Genomic DNA, 18,553 nt, shown 5'->3' with positions numbered 1-18,553 from the left:
TCGGGGCCAATCGATTTTCCTGTGCTTTAAGGATTAGCTTCAACTCTTCAAAATTAGGCCTCCCCCACCTTGTTCCGGTGCCGGAGACGACAGACCTTAAGCTTGCCGGGCATAACGACAACAATCTCTACACTGACGTCGAATTCACCATTTTAGGAATGGTACCCATCTGGTCAATAAAGGACTGATTTTAATTAATTAAATGTAACTCTCACAGGTGCTCTATGGAGTACCCGTGAGAGTTACCTCCAAAGAAGGTAAATTTTCGATCAGACGATCAGTTGCCACTCTATTCCAACCCAGTCCTGACATGTACCCAAGAAACATCGCCCTTGACACATTCCCAAAATATATATTATATTACCAAAAAACACATTGACAATCGCTTCAAGGAGACAGTCATGGCTACAGTTGATTATGAAAGTATATTAAATCATTGGAAGATATACGATGAGGCTGAAAGATGGAGTATTAAAAGCCTTTTTAAACACAGTGTGCCAAATCACTCCAATGAGAGCTTTAAACATTTCCTGCAAAACAAGTTAAGTAGAACCGCTCCAGATACAAGAAAATAAAACTGAGCACACAAGTCAATCATGCAAGAGTAGCAAATTTTGTCAGCCTGTAGCTCTATCATGGAAACAACCCGGTCATGCAGTCGCGATTACATTTGCCCGGGTTTATTTTTCACAGCATTTTAACCGTATCTTATTCCTGAGAATACGCACCAAGATATCTCGGCGGATATTCCGAAAAAAGGTGTTGTCGGCAGCATGGATGTAAGAGTTCACCTTCACTGACACTGCAAGTTGAGATGCTATGCGGATAGAGTGAAATGTGAGTTCATCCACCTCCAGTCTTACCTGGACAGACCAATAAAAATGATTGCCTCGTTTCGCCTCCAAGGACAACTTTTTCTTCAATTTGTTTTTCCACCCACTTTTATCCAATAGCTTTGTAGAATACTTTTTCAGACGGCGTTTTTAACTGCATATTGTACTCTGCCACGTCCAGTGGTACATACAACCCCTGTTACAAAAAAAAATAGCTCCACAGTTATTTTTCATCAGCAAAATCTGAGACCTGTCTCACGCAATGTTCCCACTTGTTAATAGCCTAAACTGCGCATAACCTAGTGGCCCACGACGAATCATAGCAGTGGGTTGCGATTACACAATAGAACCCTATGAAGCTTTTCTACCACCTGTTCGGCTCTCTTCTTGTGGGAATGATCCTTCTCATTGGAATCGATGAATATCTGAGTTTCCTGGTTGAAGTCAAACAATTTGAAATAGACATGGTGACCAATGCATTGCAAACCGGGAATAGTATTTCCGGTATGATTGCACATACCTGGCAAGAAAGCGGTGAAAAAAAAGCACTGGAACTTATTGAAGACGCCGGCAAGTCCGGGACAATGCGCATACGCTGGGTCTGGGCTGATACCCTTCCCAACGATGTAACAGTAGCAGCTGACGATCAAGAACAACTAACCAGACTCAATTTGCAAGAAAAAGCCACCCTGAAAATTCATGACCCAAATGGTGAAACACTTTTGTTCACTTATATTCCAGTTGATATAGGCCAGGAGAGAAATGGAGCACTGGAATTAAGGCAAACATTTTCCGCCCTCCAGATCTATTCCGGCAGAATGTTAATCCGTGCCATAAGGATCACCATTATCCTTGCGCTGTTTTGTGGGGTTATCCTCTATTTTTTTATCCATCATAAAATTCGCATACCATTAACCAGACTCACCAAGCAGGCAAAACGCATTGGCCAGGGAGATCTCAGGGGAAACCATACAGTGATTGGCACCGATGAACTAGCTGATTTGGCAAAAACCATGAATGAGATGTGTGCAAGCCTGCTCATAGCCAAAGAAAAAATCAAATTTGAATACGATGCACGCCTGAAAACTCTTGATCAGCTTCGACATACGGAACGACTGTCTACATTTGGTCTTATCTCAGCCGGAATTGCCCATGAAATAGGTACGCCGCTCAACGTCGTCGATGGACGGGCCAAAATGATCATCTCCGAAGAATTGAACGATGAAGAAACAAAAGAGTGCGCAGCCATCATTAAAAGTCAGGCTGAACGAATGACCCTTATCATCCGACAACTGCTTGACTTCACGCGGCGGCCTAAGCAACATAGAGCTTCGGAAAATATAGTTATACTTATAAAGCAGATATTTCAGTTGCTTCATCCAATGAGCAGCAAACAACAAGTAACCTTTGCCTTAAGCAAGGACGAAGAAGCAGAGGTAGTACTGAGTGTTGACGGTTCTCAAATCCAGCAGGTTCTGATCAACCTGCTGATGAACAGTGTTCAGGCAATGCCGGATGGAGGAACCGTCTCAGTCTATGTGAGCAACGAAATGCTTTCCGGACCTCAAGGTGCATATCGCCCCCTCCAATGCTTTTTAAAAATACGAATTGTGGATGAAGGTGAAGGCATCTGCAAAGAAGACCTGGAACACATTTTTACACCATTTTTCACAACCAAAACCATTGGCACAGGTACAGGCCTTGGGTTGTCCATCGCGCATGGAATTGTTGAAGAACACGGTGGCTGGATTGATGTTGAAAGTAGCGTGCTCAACGGTGCGTGTTTTTCTGTTTACCTCCCCTTAAAGGACGACAACAAATGAGCGGTAATATTCTTGTGATCGAAGATGATCAGGACATGTGCGATTTGCTCACCGCCGGCCTCAGCCGACGGAGTTTTTCGGTAACAACCTATACTTCAGGTACAAAAGGGCTGGATGCCGTTGATCTACATACTACCGACGTGGTTCTCGCAGACATTAATCTGCCGGACATGAACGGACTGGATATCTGCACCTCCATTGTCGCCGATTTACCTGATATACCTGTGATCATTATGACTGCTTTCGGCAGCATGGATACGGCCATAGCTGCTATAAGGGCAGGTGCGTATGATTTCGTCACCAAGCCGCTGGACCTCGATATTCTCACAATGTCGCTTAAGCGGGCGGTGCGATACAGAAACCTACAGCAAACCGTGAAAAAGCTGAGTAATGCCGCCAAGCAACCCCTTCATTTTGACAATCTTCTTGGTGAAAGTCCGGCAATGGAAAAGCTTTTTACACAACTAAGCCGTATTGCCGATTCCGAAGCTTCTCTTCTGATAACAGGTGAAAGTGGTTCCGGTAAGGAGCTTGTTGCCAGGGCAGTGCATACCCACAGTCGTAGAAAAAACAACCCCCTGATAACTATCAACTGTGCGGCCATGCCGGGACAGCTTCTTGAGAGTGAACTATTCGGTCATAAAAAGGGAGCATTTACGGATGCCGGTGCGTACAATAAAGGGCTCTTTCTTGAAGCAGATGGCGGCACGTTGTTCCTTGACGAAGTTGGTGAGATTCCGCTGGATTTACAACCGAAACTGCTCAGAGCCCTAGAGGAGCGATGCGTCAGACCGGTCGGCGGCACAACTGAACGGCCTTTTAATGTCCGAATAATTGCTGCAACCAATCGAGACCTTGAATCAGCCGTCGAAGATGGTCTGTTTAGAGAAGACTTGTTTTACCGACTCAATGTCATTCAACTTGAAATGCCCCCGCTACGTTCGCGAGGGACAGACATACTGCTGTTAGCACGAAAATTCGTTAAACATTTTTCTTTAAAACAAAGTAAAGCAGTCACCGGCATTGCTGATAGCGCCGCAGCAAAACTCCTTGATTATTCCTGGCCCGGAAACGTTCGTGAGCTTCGTAATGCCATAGAGCATGCAGTAGCCCTCACCTGTTTTGAAAAAATTTTACCGGAAGATTTACCTGAAAAAATACGCCTCTTTAAAAATGAATATATTCTTGTAGGAGATCAAGACCCAATGGAAATGATCTCCATGGAAGAGATGGAGCGACGCTATATAATGCATGTACTGAAAACCACAGGCGGCAACAGAACCTTAACCTCTCGAATCCTCCAGGTAGACCGAAAAACACTTTACCGCAAGCTACAGCGATATGAGGAGCAAAAGAAGCTGTAACATTTGTTTCGTAGAAGCAAATACAAAGGACCTCGCCTTAACCCCGATCCGGGGCAGCATTGATTGTGGCAAGAAATAGTCCATTAGCGACGACGCCTATCACTATTGGGGCATTTTGCCTCTGCGGGGTGAAATGTCCCAACCGCATCGATATCCTGCCGATTTTTTTTTTCTTCTTTCAAAACCATGCAAAAGTATATGGTTCCCACCTTCCTCGTCTGTTAATTTTTAATGGAGAAATAAATCATTTTTATTGATAATTACGATACAGACCCCGCCAACAAAAATAACAACACCTTGATATTTCGTTATTTAATCCACAGGGACGTATTAAAATCATAGAGATATGCTTTTTTGCGGCACACTCTCTGGCTAATTCTTCTCTCCCACATAATTGTTGCATGCAGCCGAATAAACAATCTACCTGAGACTTCTTCAAAATTATTTTCCGGTTGGGGTATACTGCCCCGCTCCATAGTAAGCAGCGCCCTTTTTCAGCTTTTTCTTCTGCAAAAGAAGTGAAAAGCTTCCGAGACGATACAATCTAACAAACTGTTTATACGAACAAAAAAAAATCCACGCCAGCCAATTTAGCCTGACACGACATCTGTGGCACATATGTTGCTGAGCCCCTCTGCAGGTCGCTTCTCATGTTTTTACATTTCCGGAGACTTTGAACGTGAAAATCATCATCGGCATCACTCAGGAACCTGGCAAATTAAAAGAATATGTAACCCAGCATTACGGTGAGACAGGTTCTCTCACTGAAGTTGGTCCCTTTCTTTCAAAGATAGAGGCACTCAACTGGTTGGTTTATCTCAAAAGTGTGATTGGAAATATTGATGAAATCATCCCCAAACGACAGTCAGAACAAGAGGCGATATGGTACGGATTTACCTACGAACGTGCTGAGCCCCGTTAGCCTCGATTTTTCATGAGCATTGTGCTCATTTTCTGAATTTTCGTACCCGCTGAAATCTGATTATCAAACAAAGGAGTTGCCATGACAGTTCTTATAGGAATCACTCAGGAACCCGAAAAAACAGCACAACATTTTTCCGCAAAATACAAAGAAGCCAAAGAAACAACGAATATAGTCGGCCCTTTCCTGTCAGCAGAAGATGCATCGAACTGGATGGAATTCATTAAAGCACGTACTGACGACTACGAACATGTGCTTAATCCTTCCCTTTTTTCAGCAACCAAGTGCTGGTATGGTTTCACTTGCCAGTGCATTAAAGCCAGAGAAATAAGCCTGCACCTGGCCCTCTGAAGCACGCCCTCATTATCCCGCCAATAGCGCTCAATCGCAAACAAAGCAAAATTAAAACATATGACATTTTTGAATACATCAATATGGAGGATGGATGATAACAATATGCTGACGCAATGGGTTGCCCAATCGACACAACACTCACCATAGTGCTTTATGACTTAATACGACGAGGAATGATGGACACCTTTTTACTTTCACTTACTGTTTTACTTGCTGGTGGACTGTTTGCATTGCTCACCTGCAAACTGTTCAGCCTGATGAAAGCCGGTTATATCACTATCACTGCAGTTGGCTGCATGATCGGCTTATATGCAATTATCGGTCCCCTACAAGGGACAGAGGTAACGACGTATTCTATATCGTGGCTGCAGATATTTACCCTTTCTTTTTCCATTGATCCACTTTCTGCATTTTTTCTGATACCCATTTTTGCTATTTGCCCGCTTGCCGTACTCTACAGCTTTCATTACATGGACAAAGCTGAGCAACGACTGCGTATAGGGGTGAACTTTTTCTTTCTGACTTTTCTTATTATTGGAATGGCACTTGTTGCTACTGCTGATAATATTATTAGTTTTGCTCTGGTCTGGGAGATTATGTCCCTGTCCTCTTTTCTGTTGGTTATTTATGATTATCACGAGAAAGAGACCCGCAAAGCCGGTTATATCTATTTTATTTTTGCCCAGGCTGGGGCAATGTTCATTTTTGCCTCCATCGCCCTTGCCTACAGTTATACGGGCTCGTATAGCTTTTCTACATTTGCAGTAATTCCCGCCAATATTAAGGTCATCGTTTTCTTTCTGGCTCTTGTCGGCTTTGGCTCAAAGGCAGGTATGTTCCCCCTGCAAATGTGGCTGCCTCATGCTCACCCTGCGGCTCCCAGTAACATCTCAGCGATGATGTCTGGTGTTATGATCAAAATGGGTATTTACGGCATCATTCGGTTCTATGCCATACTCAATGCTACGGAATTGGTGTTTGGCGAGATGGTTCTCACCTTTGGCATGGTATCAGGGATACTCGGGGTGGTATATGCTCTGGGAAAAAATGATCTGAAAAAACTACTGGCTTATTCCAGCGTAGAAAACATCGGCATTATCCTTATAGGTGCTGGTATAGGCATGATCGGCTTGTCCTCAGGCAATATGGCGATGGCAAGTTTTGGATTTGCCGGCAGCCTGCTGCATGTGCTTAATCATTCTATTTTTAAATCGTTGCTGTTTCTCGGTGCAGGTATTGTACTAAAGAAAACCGGAGTCAGACAAATTGATCAGCTCGGCGGCATTCTTAAACGAATGCCAAAAACGGGAAGTGCCTTTTTGACGGGATCGATCTCCATATCCGGTTTGCCTCCTTTCAATGGTTTTGTCAGTGAATTCCTGATCTATTACGGTGCGTTTCAAGGGTTGCTCCTCGACGGTTCCCCCTTTATCTTTACCATGCTTGCCATTCTCTCGTTGTCTATTATCGGTGGACTTGCGGCAACATGTTTCACCAAGGTAGTCGGCATCGTATTTCTTGGCGAACCGCGAACTGCAAAGGCTGCCGATGCGCAAGAGGCTGGAATAACCATAACCATCCCCATGACCATTATGGCTGTCTCCTGCCTGGTAATAGGTATATTTCCAACACCTTTTGTTCAGACAGCCTTCATGGCCTTAAAAAGCATTAAACCGCTCGTGCCTGTCGGTGCAGAGGAAGTGGCAGTGCTAACCGGTAACCTGGCAATAGCAGCACGTATTTTCCTGGCTGTTTTTCTTTTTTCCATGTTGCTGCGCAAGGTGCTTTACCTCCGCAAGGAAATCACTCACAACCCAACATGGGGATGCGGTTTTACCCAGGGAACAACGAGGATACAGTATACAGGTACATCGTATGCCATGAGTGTGGTTGATTTTTTCCGGCCCTTTGTCCGGGTGAAAACCAGGTACTCAGGGATCAAAAGAATATTTCCGAGACAAACCACCTACAATACCAGTGTGGAAGATATCTCTGAAATAGCGTTGGTTGATCACCTTGCCATCCCCTTCCTTTACTTCATGAGGAAACTCCGCTGGATTCAGCATGGCCATATTCAGTTGTATATCGGCTATATCATAGTGGCAATTGTTGCACTGCTACTGTTTGTCTGACGTCCCGGCAAAAGAATTCTCATTTAATAGAGAGAGGTAAAGAATGGAAACATATATATCATTTGCATTAGCCGTACTGGCGGCGCCGCTTTTTCCCGGAATCATATTGAAAGTGAAAGCTTTTTTTGCCGGTAAAAATGGACCGCCGCTCCTTATAAAATACTATACCCTTATCAAACTGTTGCGGAAGGGTTCCGTCTACAGCACCAGTACCACATTTGTCTTCAAATTAGGGCCTATCGTCTCCTTTGCTGCCGCTCTTACAGTACTGCTCTTTTTCCCTTTTGCCGGGCAAGCACCGCTGCTTTCCTTTCATGGTGATGTCATTGTTCTTTTCTACATCATGGGAATCGGACGTTTTTTTACTGTTATAGCTGCTCTGGACACAGCGTCGCCCTTTGAAGGGATGGGAGCAGCGCGTGAAGTTTTTTTCTCAACCCTTGCGGAAGTCACCATCTTTACGGTCTTGATACTCTTTTACCGAATGAGTGGATCGTTAAGTTTAGCTACCTATTTTACCGGTGAAAACCCTATTACGCTGATGGGCCAATCCGGTGCGCTTATCCTGCTTGTTATCATAGCGATGTTCATGGTCCTTCTCGCAGAGAACTCCCGAGTTCCGGTTGACGATCCAGCAACACACTTGGAGCTGACTATGATTCACGAGGTGATGATTCTCGATCACAGTGGCCCTGATCTGGCACTCATTGAAATAGGAGCTTTTTTGAAACTCATTTTCTATGCGGCTTTTATCACCCAGCTCATATTTCCATTTGATGTGCTGAATGGTATCACCAGAGGATTGATATTTCTTGGCATTCTCTCCCTTATTTACGTTTTCATCGGCATAACAGAATCAATCATGGCCAGGTTCCGAATGGATCTTGTTCCAAAATTCATTCTTACCTCCTTTGCCCTGGTTTTCTTTGCGGCCATACTCACTATGGGGGTCTTTCAGTGATAAATATTACCGAATTAATACTTGTTGTTACCCTGCTTTCTGTCCTTTTATCTCTCGGCTCAACCCGGCTGATGGTGCTGGTCAGAATCATGGCTCTGCAGGGTGTGATGGTTTCACTTACACCGCTTTTCTTAAAAAGCCATGCATCACTGGATAGCGGAGCAATCATTTTTTTCCAGATTATGACCCTGATCAAAGGATTGCTTATTCCCGGTCTGTTGTACATGGCTGTGAAGCGGGTAAAGATCCAACGCGAAATTGAACCTTTTATCGGCTATCACGCATCAATTCTCAGTGGTCTTGTTATCATTATAATTTCTGTTTTTATCACCAATAATCTTCGACTCTCCTTACCTGAAGGGCATTCGATGGTGCTCATAACAGCCATTACAACTATGGCTTCCGGATTTTTCCTGATGATGGCCAGAACCAAGGCTATTACCCAGGTGATCGGTTACCTGATGCTGGAAAACGGTATTTACCTTATTGGGACCGCGCTCACTGACCACCGACACACAATTTATGTGGTCGAGTTCGGCGTGCTGCTTGATCTCCTGGTTGGCGTCATGGTGATGGGAATTATTCTGCATAACATCAACAGCGCTTTCAGTGATGTCGACACCACTTTACTTGGACGATTAAAGGACTGATACTATGATTGAATTTGTATTTTTGCTGCCACTTGTCGCTGGGGGGGCTGCTCTGGCACTGCCTGCAAGCATGGGCAGAATGCTGCTGTGCATTTCCGCACTTCTTCATTTCCAGCTCACGCTTATGAGCTGGATGGGCAAACTGACCCCTGCATTTCCTCAATTTTTCAGCGCGTCACCAGAAGGATTACTGATTTTACTGGTTACCTCTTTTATCTTTGTATGCATTTCCATCTACTCATTTTCCTATATGAATGAGTCGGAAGTAGAGAACAAACCTGTTTTCTGTTGCTGCATGCTGCTCTTTCTCGGGACCATGTCCATGGTGACGCTCTCTGAGCATCCAATAGTCCTCTGGATCTCCATTGAAGCGACCACACTTGTCAGCGCTCCCCTTATTTTTATCCATCGATCAAAAGAAGCGCTTGAAGCAACCTGGAAATATGTACTCATCTGCTCGGTGGGGATTGCCCTGGCCCTGCTTGGCTGCTTTTTCGTTACCCTTGCTATGGACCTGGGCAATATCGATGCGCCGCTTTCATTCACTTCACTCAACAATGTGGCAACACAACTTGACCCGGTATGGCTCAAAGCCGGATTCATCTTTGTGGTTATTGGATTTGGTACAAAAATGGGCCTTGCACCAATGCACACCTGGTTACCGGATGCGCACAGCCAGGCACCAAGTCCCGCATCTGCCTTGCTCTCCGGAGCGTTACTTAACTGTGCCTTTCTCGGTATCTACAAGATGCATGTGCTAATGAATGTTGCAGGCCTTGGTGATTTCTCCGGCAATGTCCTGATCGGTTTCGGGCTTGCATCCATGCTGGTTGGCGGTGTTTTTATCATTGGTCAGCCCGACTACAAACGAATGCTTGCCTACTCCAGTATCAAAAACATGGGTGTTATCTCCTTTGGTATCGGAATCGGTGGTTTTGCCATGTATGGGGCTTTTCTCCACCTAATTCACCACTCATTGCTCAAGTCTTCACTTTTTCTCTCTGCCGGTAACATTCTGCTTGGTTTCGGAACAAAACGAGTGCAGGGAGTCGGCAATATAATCAGCCGGATGCCAAAAACTTTTGTGTCCTTTTTTGCCGGGTTTATCGGCATTACAGGATTACCGCCGTTTGGGTTGTTTATCAGTGAAGTCGTGATTGTAATCGGTGCATTCCAGCAGCACAGGTATATCAGTGTTGCCCTGTTCCTCTTTGCCCTTATCCTTGTCGCTGCTGGAGCAGGACGTATCTTTATGGCTATGTCCTTTAGCGATAACAACAGAAAAATTCTGGTTAAAGAAAAAACACTCCGCCTTGCAGCCCCGTATATCTTACTGTTCGCCTCCGTTACTCTTTGTATCTGGATGCCGGACGCCATTTACATCGCGATTACAAATGCAATCCAAACTATTGGAGGTGCCATTCATGGATAACTTTCTGCAAATAGAAAACGGCAAAGCTATCCCACGAGCCGCGATCCCTGAAGTTTCCTTTGACCTGTTTTTCAAGAGTATTTCCCAGTTTGTTAAGGACGACGGATTCATCGTCCAGTTCTTTGTTTATGAAGAGGCTAATGTCTACAAACTGTTGGCGGTTGTACGCAATAGCAATCTCTATGCAATAAGTACCGAGATAGGAACCAGGTTTCAGTCGTTTACCCGATCAGTCAGCGAAAAATTTCATATGTTTGAGCGGGAAATTGCTGAGCAGTTCGGCCTCAAGCCGGATGGGCATCCCTGGCTGAAAATGGTACGCTACCATAAAAACTTCACCGGGAAAGAGGATGTTTTTGGCAACAACTATGACCACGACATTCCCGGCAACTATTCCTACTTTCAGGTGAACGGTGAATCCATACATGAGGTAGGGGTTGGCCCGGTACATGCCGGCATTATTGAACCAGGGCATTTTCGATTTCAGTGCGCTGGGGAAGAGGTTCTCCACCTGGAGATCCAGCTCGGCTATCAGCACCGGGGCATCGAAAAAATGCTACCGGCTTTGCCACATAAACGCTATCCCATTATTTGCGAATCGATCGCCGGTGACACGACCATCGCCCATAGTCTTTGTTTCAGCCAAGCTTTTGAAGGCCTTGGAGGATTAACTGTTGACAAGGGAGCAAAGATTGTCCGCTCCATGGCATTAGAGCTGGAACGACTCTGCAATCATATTGGTGATCTCGGAGCGCTGAGCGGGGATGTTGCCTTTAATCCACCTGCTGCCTATTTTGGCAGAATAAGAGGAGAATTTCTTAATCTCTTACAGGTGTTGGGCGGTAACCGTTTTGGTAAAGGGCTGGTAAGACCAGGTGGGGTGACCCATGTTATGGGAGATGAACAACGCCGGTTAATACGCGATAAGCTCGCCGAAATAACACCGGAAATTGAACACATCTGTGACCTTTTATTTGGTGCGCCTACGGTCCTGGCTCGATTTGAGCACACCGGGACAGTCGAACATAGCGTGGCCAAAGAACTCGGTCTGGTCGGCTATGCAGGCAGGGCCTGTGGCATACCCTATGACGCAAGGGTAACATTTCCCAATGAGTGTTACGGTGAATTACCTGCCAATACCAACTCTGTAACAAACGGCGATGTAAACAGCCGCGCTACAGTGCGACGGGAAGAAATTATGCATTCATTGAAACTCATCAATATACTGCTCGACAAAACGGAAACAACCGCTGAAGAAGTCCATATGCAGGAGTGTAGCCTCAGCCCCGATTCGTTTGTAGTCACTGTCAACGAAGGTTGGCGGGGAGAAGTATCTCACTGCCTTCTTACAGACAATGATGGCAAGGTACAACGCTATAAGGTCAAGGACCCATCATTTCATAATTGGACGGGGCTTGCCATGTCGCTTCGCAATCAAGAAATATCAGACTTTCCACTCTGCAACAAGAGCTACAATCTTTCGTACTGCGGATTTGATCTATAATAAAGTGCCCTGCACTGAGCGACATAGAAGGATTTTATTATGCTGAAAGTACTAAAAAACAAACTGGAACAGGGAAACAAGACCTCTTCCTACCCTAAAGAGCCGATTTCTCTCTATCATCGATTTAGAGGGTTGCCTGTGATTAATTCTGAGTGCAGTAGCGAAATCGTCACAAAGTGTGCTCGTCTTTGCCCGCAAGATGCTATTGACCCCGAAGCAAAAACCATTGATCTTGGTCGCTGTTCCTTTTGCGGTCAATGCGAAAAAGTCGAGAATGGGGCATTTGTCAAGTTCAGTGAAAATTTCGATTTGGGAACGGAAAACAGGGAAGACCTGATTACAGATGGTACCTTGCCGGTTTTGGCAGATCATTCAAAACAACATTTCAAAAAACTTTTTGGGCGTTCACTCCAACTTCGCCAGGTTTCTGCAGGAGGCTGTAATTCCTGTGAGGCAGATACCAACGTACTCACCACTCCGTTTTTTGACCTTTCCCGTTTCGGTATCGATTTTGTCGCCTCACCGCGCCACGCCGATGGCATCCATGTTACCGGCCCCATTACACGCAACATGAAACAGGCACTTTTGGACACATATGATGCGGTACCATCACCCAAAGTGGTTATTGCCAGTGGCTGCTGTTCGATTTCAGGCGGCCCGTTTTTTGGAAGCGAGGAAATCATCGGGGATCTCAACAGCCTGATTCCCGTAGATCTTTATATCCCGGGTTGCCCTCCGCATCCGCTGACAACATTGCATGCATTACTGAAGTACTTTAAATAAAGGGTCTCCGTCCACCTTTCCCGTATTATCAGCTGTACTTGCCTACGGCTGATAATACCTCCCTCCAGAGGTAATCCCATTGGTTAAAACCCTTTTCGCCGGTTTCAAATGAAATTTCTGTTTGTTTCAGGCTGCCACCTCCAATGGGGACTGCAACGCTGAACAAGCCTTTTCTTCCCCCCTTTTCTCATGTTTCCTTTTTTTGTTTAGTAGCTCAAACTTGAAACTTGATCTGACAGTTACCCATAGTAACGTTGTACCTATAGGTTACAGATAACCTGCTCCTTCAGCTCAAAGAATAAAAAAAATAGTGAAACAGCAGCAAAGAATTTCACTTTACGAGTGGCTTTATAGTAAGAGGCTTCTTTCTCGGCACGACGCTAAAATACATGACAACGGGCCAAAGAATAGCCCAGATCAGTGAAAGGCTGAGCAGTGAAGGCAGTAAAGCGTAGTTGAAGGTTGCCGCTCCCAGGCGGGTACCTGCCCAGTACGCTACAGGTCCACCCATAGCACCAAAAAACATGGAAAGCAGCAGCCTGTGCTTCAACCAGGCCAGGCTATGGTGGGGCGTGATGGCCAGCCCCAACCATATAACCATCAGCCAGAAAGGTATCGGAAAACCAGTTACGGTGAAACTGATAAAGCCAACCTGGTGCAAGGTTCCATCCACCAGCAGACCTGTAAACAATAAAAATCCCATCATCCGCAAGTCAGCGCCCCGCACAGGGGAGAAAATCAGGTGAATGAGCAGTAACAGAATGCCGCCATACGCACCAATGGTTCCACCGAGAACCCCCATAAACCATATTGCCTGGTAGGTAAGGATATTGATCAAGCTCTTCATAGCGCTAAGGATGTCTATTGCCGGGTCGGGTAGCAACAAGATGGACAACGCTTATGGAACGTTCCAGAAAACCACCCTGGCAGTAACACAAGTAAAAATCCCATAATCGCTTGAATGCCTCGTCATAGCCTTTTTCCTGCAGCCCTGCAAAAGCATCGTGAAAACGAGTACGCCAATCTTGTATTGTTCTGGCATAATCAAAACCAAAATCTTCAATATGGCGAACAACCATATCGGTCTTTTCCGCAATCAACTGTGCCATCCTGCTGTTTGATGGCAGGCACCCTCCAGGGAAAATATATCGCTGTATAAAATCAACAGTTCCGACATATTGTTTATACTTCTGATCAGCGATGGTTATAGCCTGGAGCAACATCTTTCCCTCAGGTTTGAGAAGATCGCCGCATTTTTGAAAAAAACTCGGCAGAAACCGGTGCCCAACAGCCTCTATCATTTCGATACTCACCAGTTTATCAAACTTTCCGCTCAGGTCCCTATAGTCATTTTGGAGCAGTGTTATCTTGTGGCTCAGTCCGGCAGCAGCGACTCTACTCGTTGCCAACTCATACTGTGCATCAGAAATGGTCGTTGTCGTCACATGACAACCATACTTTTCGGCAGCATAAAGCGCGAATCCCCCCCACCCTGTGCCGATCTCAATCACAGAGTCTGTCGGCTGCAGATCAAGCTTTTTACAGATAAGTTCAAGTTTGTTCTGTTGGGCCTCTTCCAGGGTAGTGTTGTGGCTCGGATATATGCCGGACGAATACATCATCGCGGGATCGAGAAAAGCCCCATACAGATCATTACCAAGATCATAATGAGCAAGAATGTTTCGTTTCGCCCCATGCTTATTGTTGGTATTGAAAAAATGTTTGGCAAGATCAAACGGCCTGAGTATCCAGGCGAGCCCCTTTTCCATCCGATCAAGCAAAGACATATTCAGCACCATTATCCTTACCAATGCTGTTAAGTCATCAACATCCCATAATTTATCCACGTAAGCCTCGCCGGCACCAATCGATCCACCAAAAAGAACCCTTTTATATGCTGCAACATTGTGGATAGTTACATGGGCACGGGGTAGACTCCCCTCACCAAAACACCACTGTTTTTCACCTTCCTGAATAATAAGTTGGCCAAACTTTACACCTGAAAGCAACCTCATAAGCAGCAATCGCGACCAACGTGCGCTCAATGTATCTTTTGCTCCTGTTGAATCGCAATTTGATATATTGGTCAAGCTGTTCATACCGTCTCCTTTTCGTAAGCAACGTAGGGAACACCTTTTGCGTAAAGCTTCAGCGCTTGCCAGTAAATTTTCGCAACCATATACATGGTCATTGCCGGTTTTTTCAGCAGCTCTTTCCTCACCGATTCCAATGTAAGCGGTCGCCTGTGCAAACGAAGCTGCGCAGTAAAAATGCGGCCACGATCATCGTCGACTTGTATCTGAACAAATAATTTCTCGGCGGGATCCTTAATCTTCCATGAATAGTGTTGATTGAGCGGGTTGAATGGCGACACACGAAATTGTTTTGAATTGTCAGGCGCCAATTGATTGCCCGCAACATAATGAGCATACTGATGCCGCTCATTCCAAGGGGTATTGGAAACTTCTGCCAAAAAATGGCTAAGATTACCCTGTCCATCATACCCGTAATAAAAATTCACCGGACTGAAATACACTCCCAAGGTGCGCATATTGAGCAGGCCAAAAACTTGGCCTGCAACCGGATAGCCAGTGAGTTCCTCCATCCGTTTCCTGATAGCATCGGCAAGAGGGAGCGTCGGTTCTCCATAGTAATCCGGTCGGTGAAAGCGACTCAGTGCCCATCTCGTTGTAGAAAACCATCTTCCCAACCGAGGCAGTTGGTCGAGTTCATCAAGATTAAGAAACCACATAAAAAAATGATATTGGAAACTATGCTTTCGTGGTATCTGCCTGCTGTGAGCAATGGTACCTATATAGAGTGACGAGTTCATACACTTCCCTCCAGTGCAGCGCTAACCCGGAGCCCACTTCTAACGCCGTCTTCATGGAAGCCGTTAAACCAGTAAGCCCCACAGAAATGGCTGCGATTCTTTCCTGAAATATCCGCCCAACGTTGCTGCGCCTTAATTGCTCCTTGTGTGTACACAGGATGATGATAAGTAAAAGTACGAAGAACATGTTCCTCAGGAATATCCTGGTTAAGGGTCACCAGATAGGTGTATCGCTTGTTCAAGCGTTGGAGAATATTCATGTTATAGGTCAGTGTCGTCTGTTCTTCGGCACCGGCAACCATGTTATAATTCCAACTGGCCCAGGCCAATTTTCTTTTGGGCAGAAAGGATGTATCTGTGTGCAGGACCACCCTGTTCTCTGATGTTGTAAATTGCTGCAAGACAGATTCCTCTTCAGCAGTTGGGCTGGCCAGCAGAGACAAAGCCTGGTTACCATGACAGGCAAAAACGACCTGATCAAAAGTGGTTGAGCCTTCCTTGGTGATGACGGAAACCAGATTGTCTTCCCGCTCCACCCTCACCACTGGTGTATTGAGCCGAATGCTGTCTTTAAAGGTGGCTGTCAGCGGCTCAATATAGCTGCTTGAGCCACCTATAATGGTATACCATTGCGGTCTGTTAACAATATTGAGCAAACCGTGATTATCGCAAAAGCGAACAAAAAACTGCAAAGGAAAATCCATACAACTTTCCAGTCCCATTGACCAAATCGCAGACACCATCGGCAGCAGGTAATTTTCCTTAAAAAGCGATGAATATTTCTGCACAGTGAGAAAGTTTCCGATGGTCTGATGCTGATCCTCTTTTGCAGCATTTTTCACCTCTTTATTGAACCGAACAATGTCTGCTACCATTGCCAGGAAACGCGGACGGATCAAGTTTCTTCGCTGTGCAAAGAGGCTATTGAGATTGTTCCCGTTGTACTCAAGGTCTATGACATCATTTCTTACTGAAAAACTCATTTCCGTAGGTTGAGATGCAACCCCAAGACTCTCCATCAACTCAATAAAATGGGGATAGGTACGATCATTAAAGACAATAAATCCTGTGTCTATTGCAGACACCTCTCCCTCTTTCTCCACCTCTACGGTATGGGTATGCCCCCCAACATAATCAGCGGCTTCGTAAAGGGTGATATCATGGTGGGGAGCCAAGGCATGAGCACAGGTAAGCCCTGAAATTCCGGACCCAACGATTGCAATCTTTAAACGACTCATTTTCTCACCATTTGCCGACCGATTATGGTCCATAGTGGACCGGGGAGGAAGGATAAGAGCTTAAGTATCCAGGTAAAGCGTTTAGGAAAATGAATTTCCGCTTTCTTTTTCATCACCCCTTTCCGAATATAATCGCTTGCCTGTTGAACACTTATTCGAAACGGCATGGGAAAGTCGTTGAGATCGGTAAGAGGCGTCTTGACAAATCCCGGACAGATAAGGCTGACAGCAATGTTCTCAGGGTGCAAATCTATCCTCAGGGTTTTGGCCATGTAGGCGATTGCAGCCTTGGAGGCGCCATATGCTTCTGCACGCGGTAATGGCAGGTAGGCGGCAGAGCTGCCCACAAGAGCCAGGTGAGGACTTTGACTTTTGCGAAGAAGCGGTAAAACCGCCTCAATGGAAATGGCTGTCGATTCCACATTGGCCCGCATTACCCGCTGCACTAACGCACTGTCAAACTCAGGGAGATCTATATACTCACAGGTTCCTGCATTCAGGATGGCAAGGTCCACAGAGTCCAATCGGGCAAACCAGGCAAGGGCTGCATCTCTATCGGTGAGATCCAGCTGCCCGGTAGACAATCCATGGGCAGCAAGTTCTTCCAATGCCTGCACATTTCTTCCTAAAGCCCACACCTCATGACCTTCGGCATGATAGTCCATAGCCAACTGCCGACCTATTCCCGAGGTTGCTCCGGTGATTACTATTTTCATTTTCCAAGTCCTTTTTTAATGGATCTTACAAAACGGCCCAAGAGCGGTACATGCTCATAGAGCATGGCCCCAAGGTCAAAATAATCCTGATGAAAATGTACCTTGCCCTGCTGATCAAATTCCAGATAACTGGCACCGGCGACGGTTATTGGACGGCCTCCATCAAGCCGCCGATGACTGAAAGTCATTTCCCAGCGTACGTACCCTTTGTTGTCGACCATTAATGGTTCAAGGAAGGAAAAATGTATAGAGTCGATGTTTGCATACAGGGCTGCAAAATATGCTGTGAGGTTATCAATACCGCTAATCTGGTGGGCAGGATCGGTAAAATGAATGTCTTGTCTGTAAACGGTCTTGAGAATCTCTAAATTATCTGCATGAAGATTCCGGTACATTCGAAGAAACTTTTCCATATGCCCTGACTCCTTTACATCAATGAAGTGTTTACTCGGTAAGAATTAATCCTTTTGCACTCCTGCGAGCAGATCATCCCGAAGGTCTTCATCAAGTGGCTTATGACTTCCAAGCCATATACTAAAGTATGTCTCTGCAAAAAAAGGCGAATCTATGGAAACGAGTTCTTCTCCGTTGTAAGAGAGTGTTGTTACACTGTCTACACTACTGTAACAGAGGGTGTACGTATCTCCATCTTTTACATCTAAATATGCCTCATGGAGAGCATCAATGCCACCCTTGGCCAGCGCCAGCTGTTTCTCTGAGAACTGACGATTAAGAATGGTGTTTGCCGCTTCTACAAAATCATCTTTTTCAATATCGACCGCATATTCAATATGTAAACATTTGGACACATCACGACTGAGAATATGTTGTTTGCTTGTAAGCTCTGAACCGTAAAGAGATACATCATACACCTTGATAAATCCCAAGTAATACGCCTTCCCTTGCCCGAGTCTCTGCAAGTCACTCATACCAGATATTCCATAAACCGGGCTGGAGAGCAACAGAATAAGCCCTATTATCAATAAATTACCTTTTAAAAACATACTA

The 18,553-nt window shown here is 45.4% G+C and carries 18 protein-coding genes; 11 read left to right on the top strand and 7 right to left on the bottom strand.

The window, feature by feature from the left end:
* Nucleotides 1-401: 401 nt before the first annotated feature.
* From ACHZCY_RS18105 to ACHZCY_RS18055, 11 genes are all read left to right on the top strand, one after another.
* Nucleotides 402-575: a hypothetical protein gene (locus ACHZCY_RS18105; protein WP_205223659.1), complete on the top strand. Its 174-nt coding sequence runs from the start codon at nt 402-404 to the stop codon at nt 573-575.
* A gap of 611 nt (nt 576-1,186) precedes the next feature.
* On the top strand, nt 1,187-2,656 hold the full coding sequence (locus ACHZCY_RS18100; protein ID WP_319549913.1) for a sensor histidine kinase: 1,470 nt from the start codon (nt 1,187-1,189) through the stop codon (nt 2,654-2,656).
* Nucleotides 2,653-4,020, top strand: coding sequence for a sigma-54-dependent transcriptional regulator (locus ACHZCY_RS18095; protein ID WP_319549912.1), 1,368 nt, complete (start codon nt 2,653-2,655; stop codon nt 4,018-4,020). The genes ACHZCY_RS18100 and ACHZCY_RS18095 overlap by 4 nt, the downstream gene beginning before the upstream one ends.
* Before the next feature lie 679 nt (nt 4,021-4,699).
* A complete protein-coding gene (locus tag ACHZCY_RS18090) occupies nt 4,700-4,942 on the top strand; it encodes a hypothetical protein (RefSeq protein ID WP_205223662.1) in 243 nt (80 codons plus the stop codon).
* Nucleotides 4,943-5,023: 81 nt separating this feature from the next.
* The gene (locus ACHZCY_RS18085; RefSeq protein ID WP_205223663.1) at nt 5,024-5,293 is read left to right on the top strand and encodes a hypothetical protein; all 270 of its coding nucleotides are present in this window, start codon (nt 5,024-5,026) and stop codon (nt 5,291-5,293) included.
* A 176-nt stretch (nt 5,294-5,469) separates the two neighbouring features.
* The gene (locus ACHZCY_RS18080) at nt 5,470-7,428 is read left to right on the top strand and encodes a proton-conducting transporter transmembrane domain-containing protein (protein WP_319549911.1); all 1,959 of its coding nucleotides are present in this window, start codon (nt 5,470-5,472) and stop codon (nt 7,426-7,428) included.
* Between the two features lie 43 nt (nt 7,429-7,471).
* A complete protein-coding gene (locus ACHZCY_RS18075) occupies nt 7,472-8,389 on the top strand; it encodes a respiratory chain complex I subunit 1 family protein (RefSeq protein ID WP_205223664.1) in 918 nt (305 codons plus the stop codon).
* The gene (locus ACHZCY_RS18070; RefSeq protein ID WP_205223665.1) at nt 8,386-9,039 is read left to right on the top strand and encodes a hydrogenase; all 654 of its coding nucleotides are present in this window, start codon (nt 8,386-8,388) and stop codon (nt 9,037-9,039) included. Before ACHZCY_RS18075 ends, ACHZCY_RS18070 begins: the two co-directional genes overlap by 4 nt.
* Nucleotides 9,040-9,043: 4 nt before the next feature.
* The gene (locus ACHZCY_RS18065; RefSeq protein WP_319549910.1) at nt 9,044-10,471 is read left to right on the top strand and encodes a proton-conducting transporter transmembrane domain-containing protein; all 1,428 of its coding nucleotides are present in this window, start codon (nt 9,044-9,046) and stop codon (nt 10,469-10,471) included.
* Nucleotides 10,464-11,975, top strand: a complete 1,512-nt coding sequence (locus ACHZCY_RS18060; RefSeq protein ID WP_319549909.1) for a hydrogenase large subunit — start codon at nt 10,464-10,466, stop codon at nt 11,973-11,975. Before ACHZCY_RS18065 ends, ACHZCY_RS18060 begins: the two co-directional genes overlap by 8 nt.
* A 39-nt stretch (nt 11,976-12,014) precedes the next feature.
* Entirely contained in the window at nt 12,015-12,758 is a 744-nt protein-coding gene (locus ACHZCY_RS18055) for an NADH-quinone oxidoreductase subunit B family protein (RefSeq protein ID WP_205223668.1), read from the top strand.
* A gap of 331 nt (nt 12,759-13,089) precedes the next feature.
* Here the strand turns inward: ACHZCY_RS18055 and ACHZCY_RS18050 are convergent, their stop codons facing one another.
* The 7 genes from ACHZCY_RS18050 to ACHZCY_RS18020 are packed head-to-tail and all read right to left on the bottom strand — an operon-like array spanning nt 13,090 to nt 18,474.
* The gene (locus tag ACHZCY_RS18050) at nt 13,090-13,605 is read right to left on the bottom strand and encodes a DUF2878 domain-containing protein (protein WP_319549908.1); all 516 of its coding nucleotides are present in this window, start codon (nt 13,603-13,605) and stop codon (nt 13,090-13,092) included.
* A gap of 4 nt (nt 13,606-13,609) precedes the next feature.
* Entirely contained in the window at nt 13,610-14,857 is a 1,248-nt protein-coding gene (locus tag ACHZCY_RS18045; RefSeq protein WP_319549907.1) for a cyclopropane-fatty-acyl-phospholipid synthase family protein, read from the bottom strand.
* Nucleotides 14,854-15,591, bottom strand: coding sequence for a DUF1365 domain-containing protein (locus ACHZCY_RS18040; RefSeq protein ID WP_319549906.1), 738 nt, complete (start codon nt 15,589-15,591; stop codon nt 14,854-14,856). The genes ACHZCY_RS18045 and ACHZCY_RS18040 overlap by 4 nt, the downstream gene beginning before the upstream one ends.
* Nucleotides 15,588-16,829 (bottom strand): NAD(P)/FAD-dependent oxidoreductase, encoded by a 1,242-nt coding sequence (locus tag ACHZCY_RS18035; protein ID WP_319549905.1) that lies wholly within the window; start codon nt 16,827-16,829, stop codon nt 15,588-15,590. The genes ACHZCY_RS18040 and ACHZCY_RS18035 overlap by 4 nt, the downstream gene beginning before the upstream one ends.
* Nucleotides 16,826-17,545 carry an SDR family NAD(P)-dependent oxidoreductase gene (locus ACHZCY_RS18030; protein WP_205223673.1) on the bottom strand — a complete coding sequence of 240 codons (720 nt, stop codon included), beginning with the start codon at nt 17,543-17,545 and terminating at the stop codon, nt 16,826-16,828. The genes ACHZCY_RS18035 and ACHZCY_RS18030 overlap by 4 nt, the downstream gene beginning before the upstream one ends.
* A complete protein-coding gene (locus ACHZCY_RS18025) occupies nt 17,542-17,958 on the bottom strand; it encodes a nuclear transport factor 2 family protein (protein WP_319549904.1) in 417 nt (138 codons plus the stop codon). Before ACHZCY_RS18025 ends, ACHZCY_RS18030 begins: the two co-directional genes overlap by 4 nt.
* Nucleotides 17,959-18,003: 45 nt before the next feature.
* On the bottom strand, nt 18,004-18,474 hold the full coding sequence (locus tag ACHZCY_RS18020) for a chalcone isomerase family protein (RefSeq protein ID WP_205223675.1): 471 nt from the start codon (nt 18,472-18,474) through the stop codon (nt 18,004-18,006).
* Nucleotides 18,475-18,553 lie beyond the last annotated feature (79 nt).

Origin of the sequence: Desulfogranum marinum (genome assembly GCF_963675105.2) — a bacterium.
Classification (GTDB): domain Bacteria; phylum Desulfobacterota; class Desulfobulbia; order Desulfobulbales; family Desulfobulbaceae; genus Desulfogranum; species Desulfogranum marinum.
This window is presented reverse-complemented; position numbering and strand designations above follow the sequence as displayed.

What these genes read in the sequence shown, in the direction of transcription:
- ACHZCY_RS18105 (WP_205223659.1), top strand. Translation starts at nt 402, where the DNA reads ATGGCTACAGTTGATTATGAAAGTATATTAAATCATTGGAAGATATAC.
- ACHZCY_RS18100 (WP_319549913.1), top strand. Translation starts at nt 1,187, where the DNA reads ATGAAGCTTTTCTACCACCTGTTCGGCTCTCTTCTTGTGGGAATGATC.
- ACHZCY_RS18095 (WP_319549912.1), top strand. Translation starts at nt 2,653, where the DNA reads ATGAGCGGTAATATTCTTGTGATCGAAGATGATCAGGACATGTGCGAT.
- ACHZCY_RS18085 (WP_205223663.1), top strand. Translation starts at nt 5,024, where the DNA reads ATGACAGTTCTTATAGGAATCACTCAGGAACCCGAAAAAACAGCACAA.
- ACHZCY_RS18080 (WP_319549911.1), top strand. Translation starts at nt 5,470, where the DNA reads ATGATGGACACCTTTTTACTTTCACTTACTGTTTTACTTGCTGGTGGA.
- ACHZCY_RS18075 (WP_205223664.1), top strand. Translation starts at nt 7,472, where the DNA reads ATGGAAACATATATATCATTTGCATTAGCCGTACTGGCGGCGCCGCTT.
- ACHZCY_RS18065 (WP_319549910.1), top strand. Translation starts at nt 9,044, where the DNA reads ATGATTGAATTTGTATTTTTGCTGCCACTTGTCGCTGGGGGGGCTGCT.
- ACHZCY_RS18060 (WP_319549909.1), top strand. Translation starts at nt 10,464, where the DNA reads ATGGATAACTTTCTGCAAATAGAAAACGGCAAAGCTATCCCACGAGCC.
- ACHZCY_RS18055 (WP_205223668.1), top strand. Translation starts at nt 12,015, where the DNA reads ATGCTGAAAGTACTAAAAAACAAACTGGAACAGGGAAACAAGACCTCT.
- ACHZCY_RS18050 (WP_319549908.1), bottom strand. Translation starts at nt 13,605, where the DNA reads ATGAAGAGCTTGATCAATATCCTTACCTACCAGGCAATATGGTTTATG.
- ACHZCY_RS18045 (WP_319549907.1), bottom strand. Translation starts at nt 14,857, where the DNA reads ATGAACAGCTTGACCAATATATCAAATTGCGATTCAACAGGAGCAAAA.
- ACHZCY_RS18040 (WP_319549906.1), bottom strand. Translation starts at nt 15,591, where the DNA reads ATGAACTCGTCACTCTATATAGGTACCATTGCTCACAGCAGGCAGATA.
- ACHZCY_RS18035 (WP_319549905.1), bottom strand. Translation starts at nt 16,829, where the DNA reads ATGAGTCGTTTAAAGATTGCAATCGTTGGGTCCGGAATTTCAGGGCTT.
- ACHZCY_RS18030 (WP_205223673.1), bottom strand. Translation starts at nt 17,545, where the DNA reads ATGAAAATAGTAATCACCGGAGCAACCTCGGGAATAGGTCGGCAGTTG.
- ACHZCY_RS18025 (WP_319549904.1), bottom strand. Translation starts at nt 17,958, where the DNA reads ATGGAAAAGTTTCTTCGAATGTACCGGAATCTTCATGCAGATAATTTA.
- ACHZCY_RS18020 (WP_205223675.1), bottom strand. Translation starts at nt 18,474, where the DNA reads ATGAGTGACTTGCAGAGACTCGGGCAAGGGAAGGCGTATTACTTGGGA.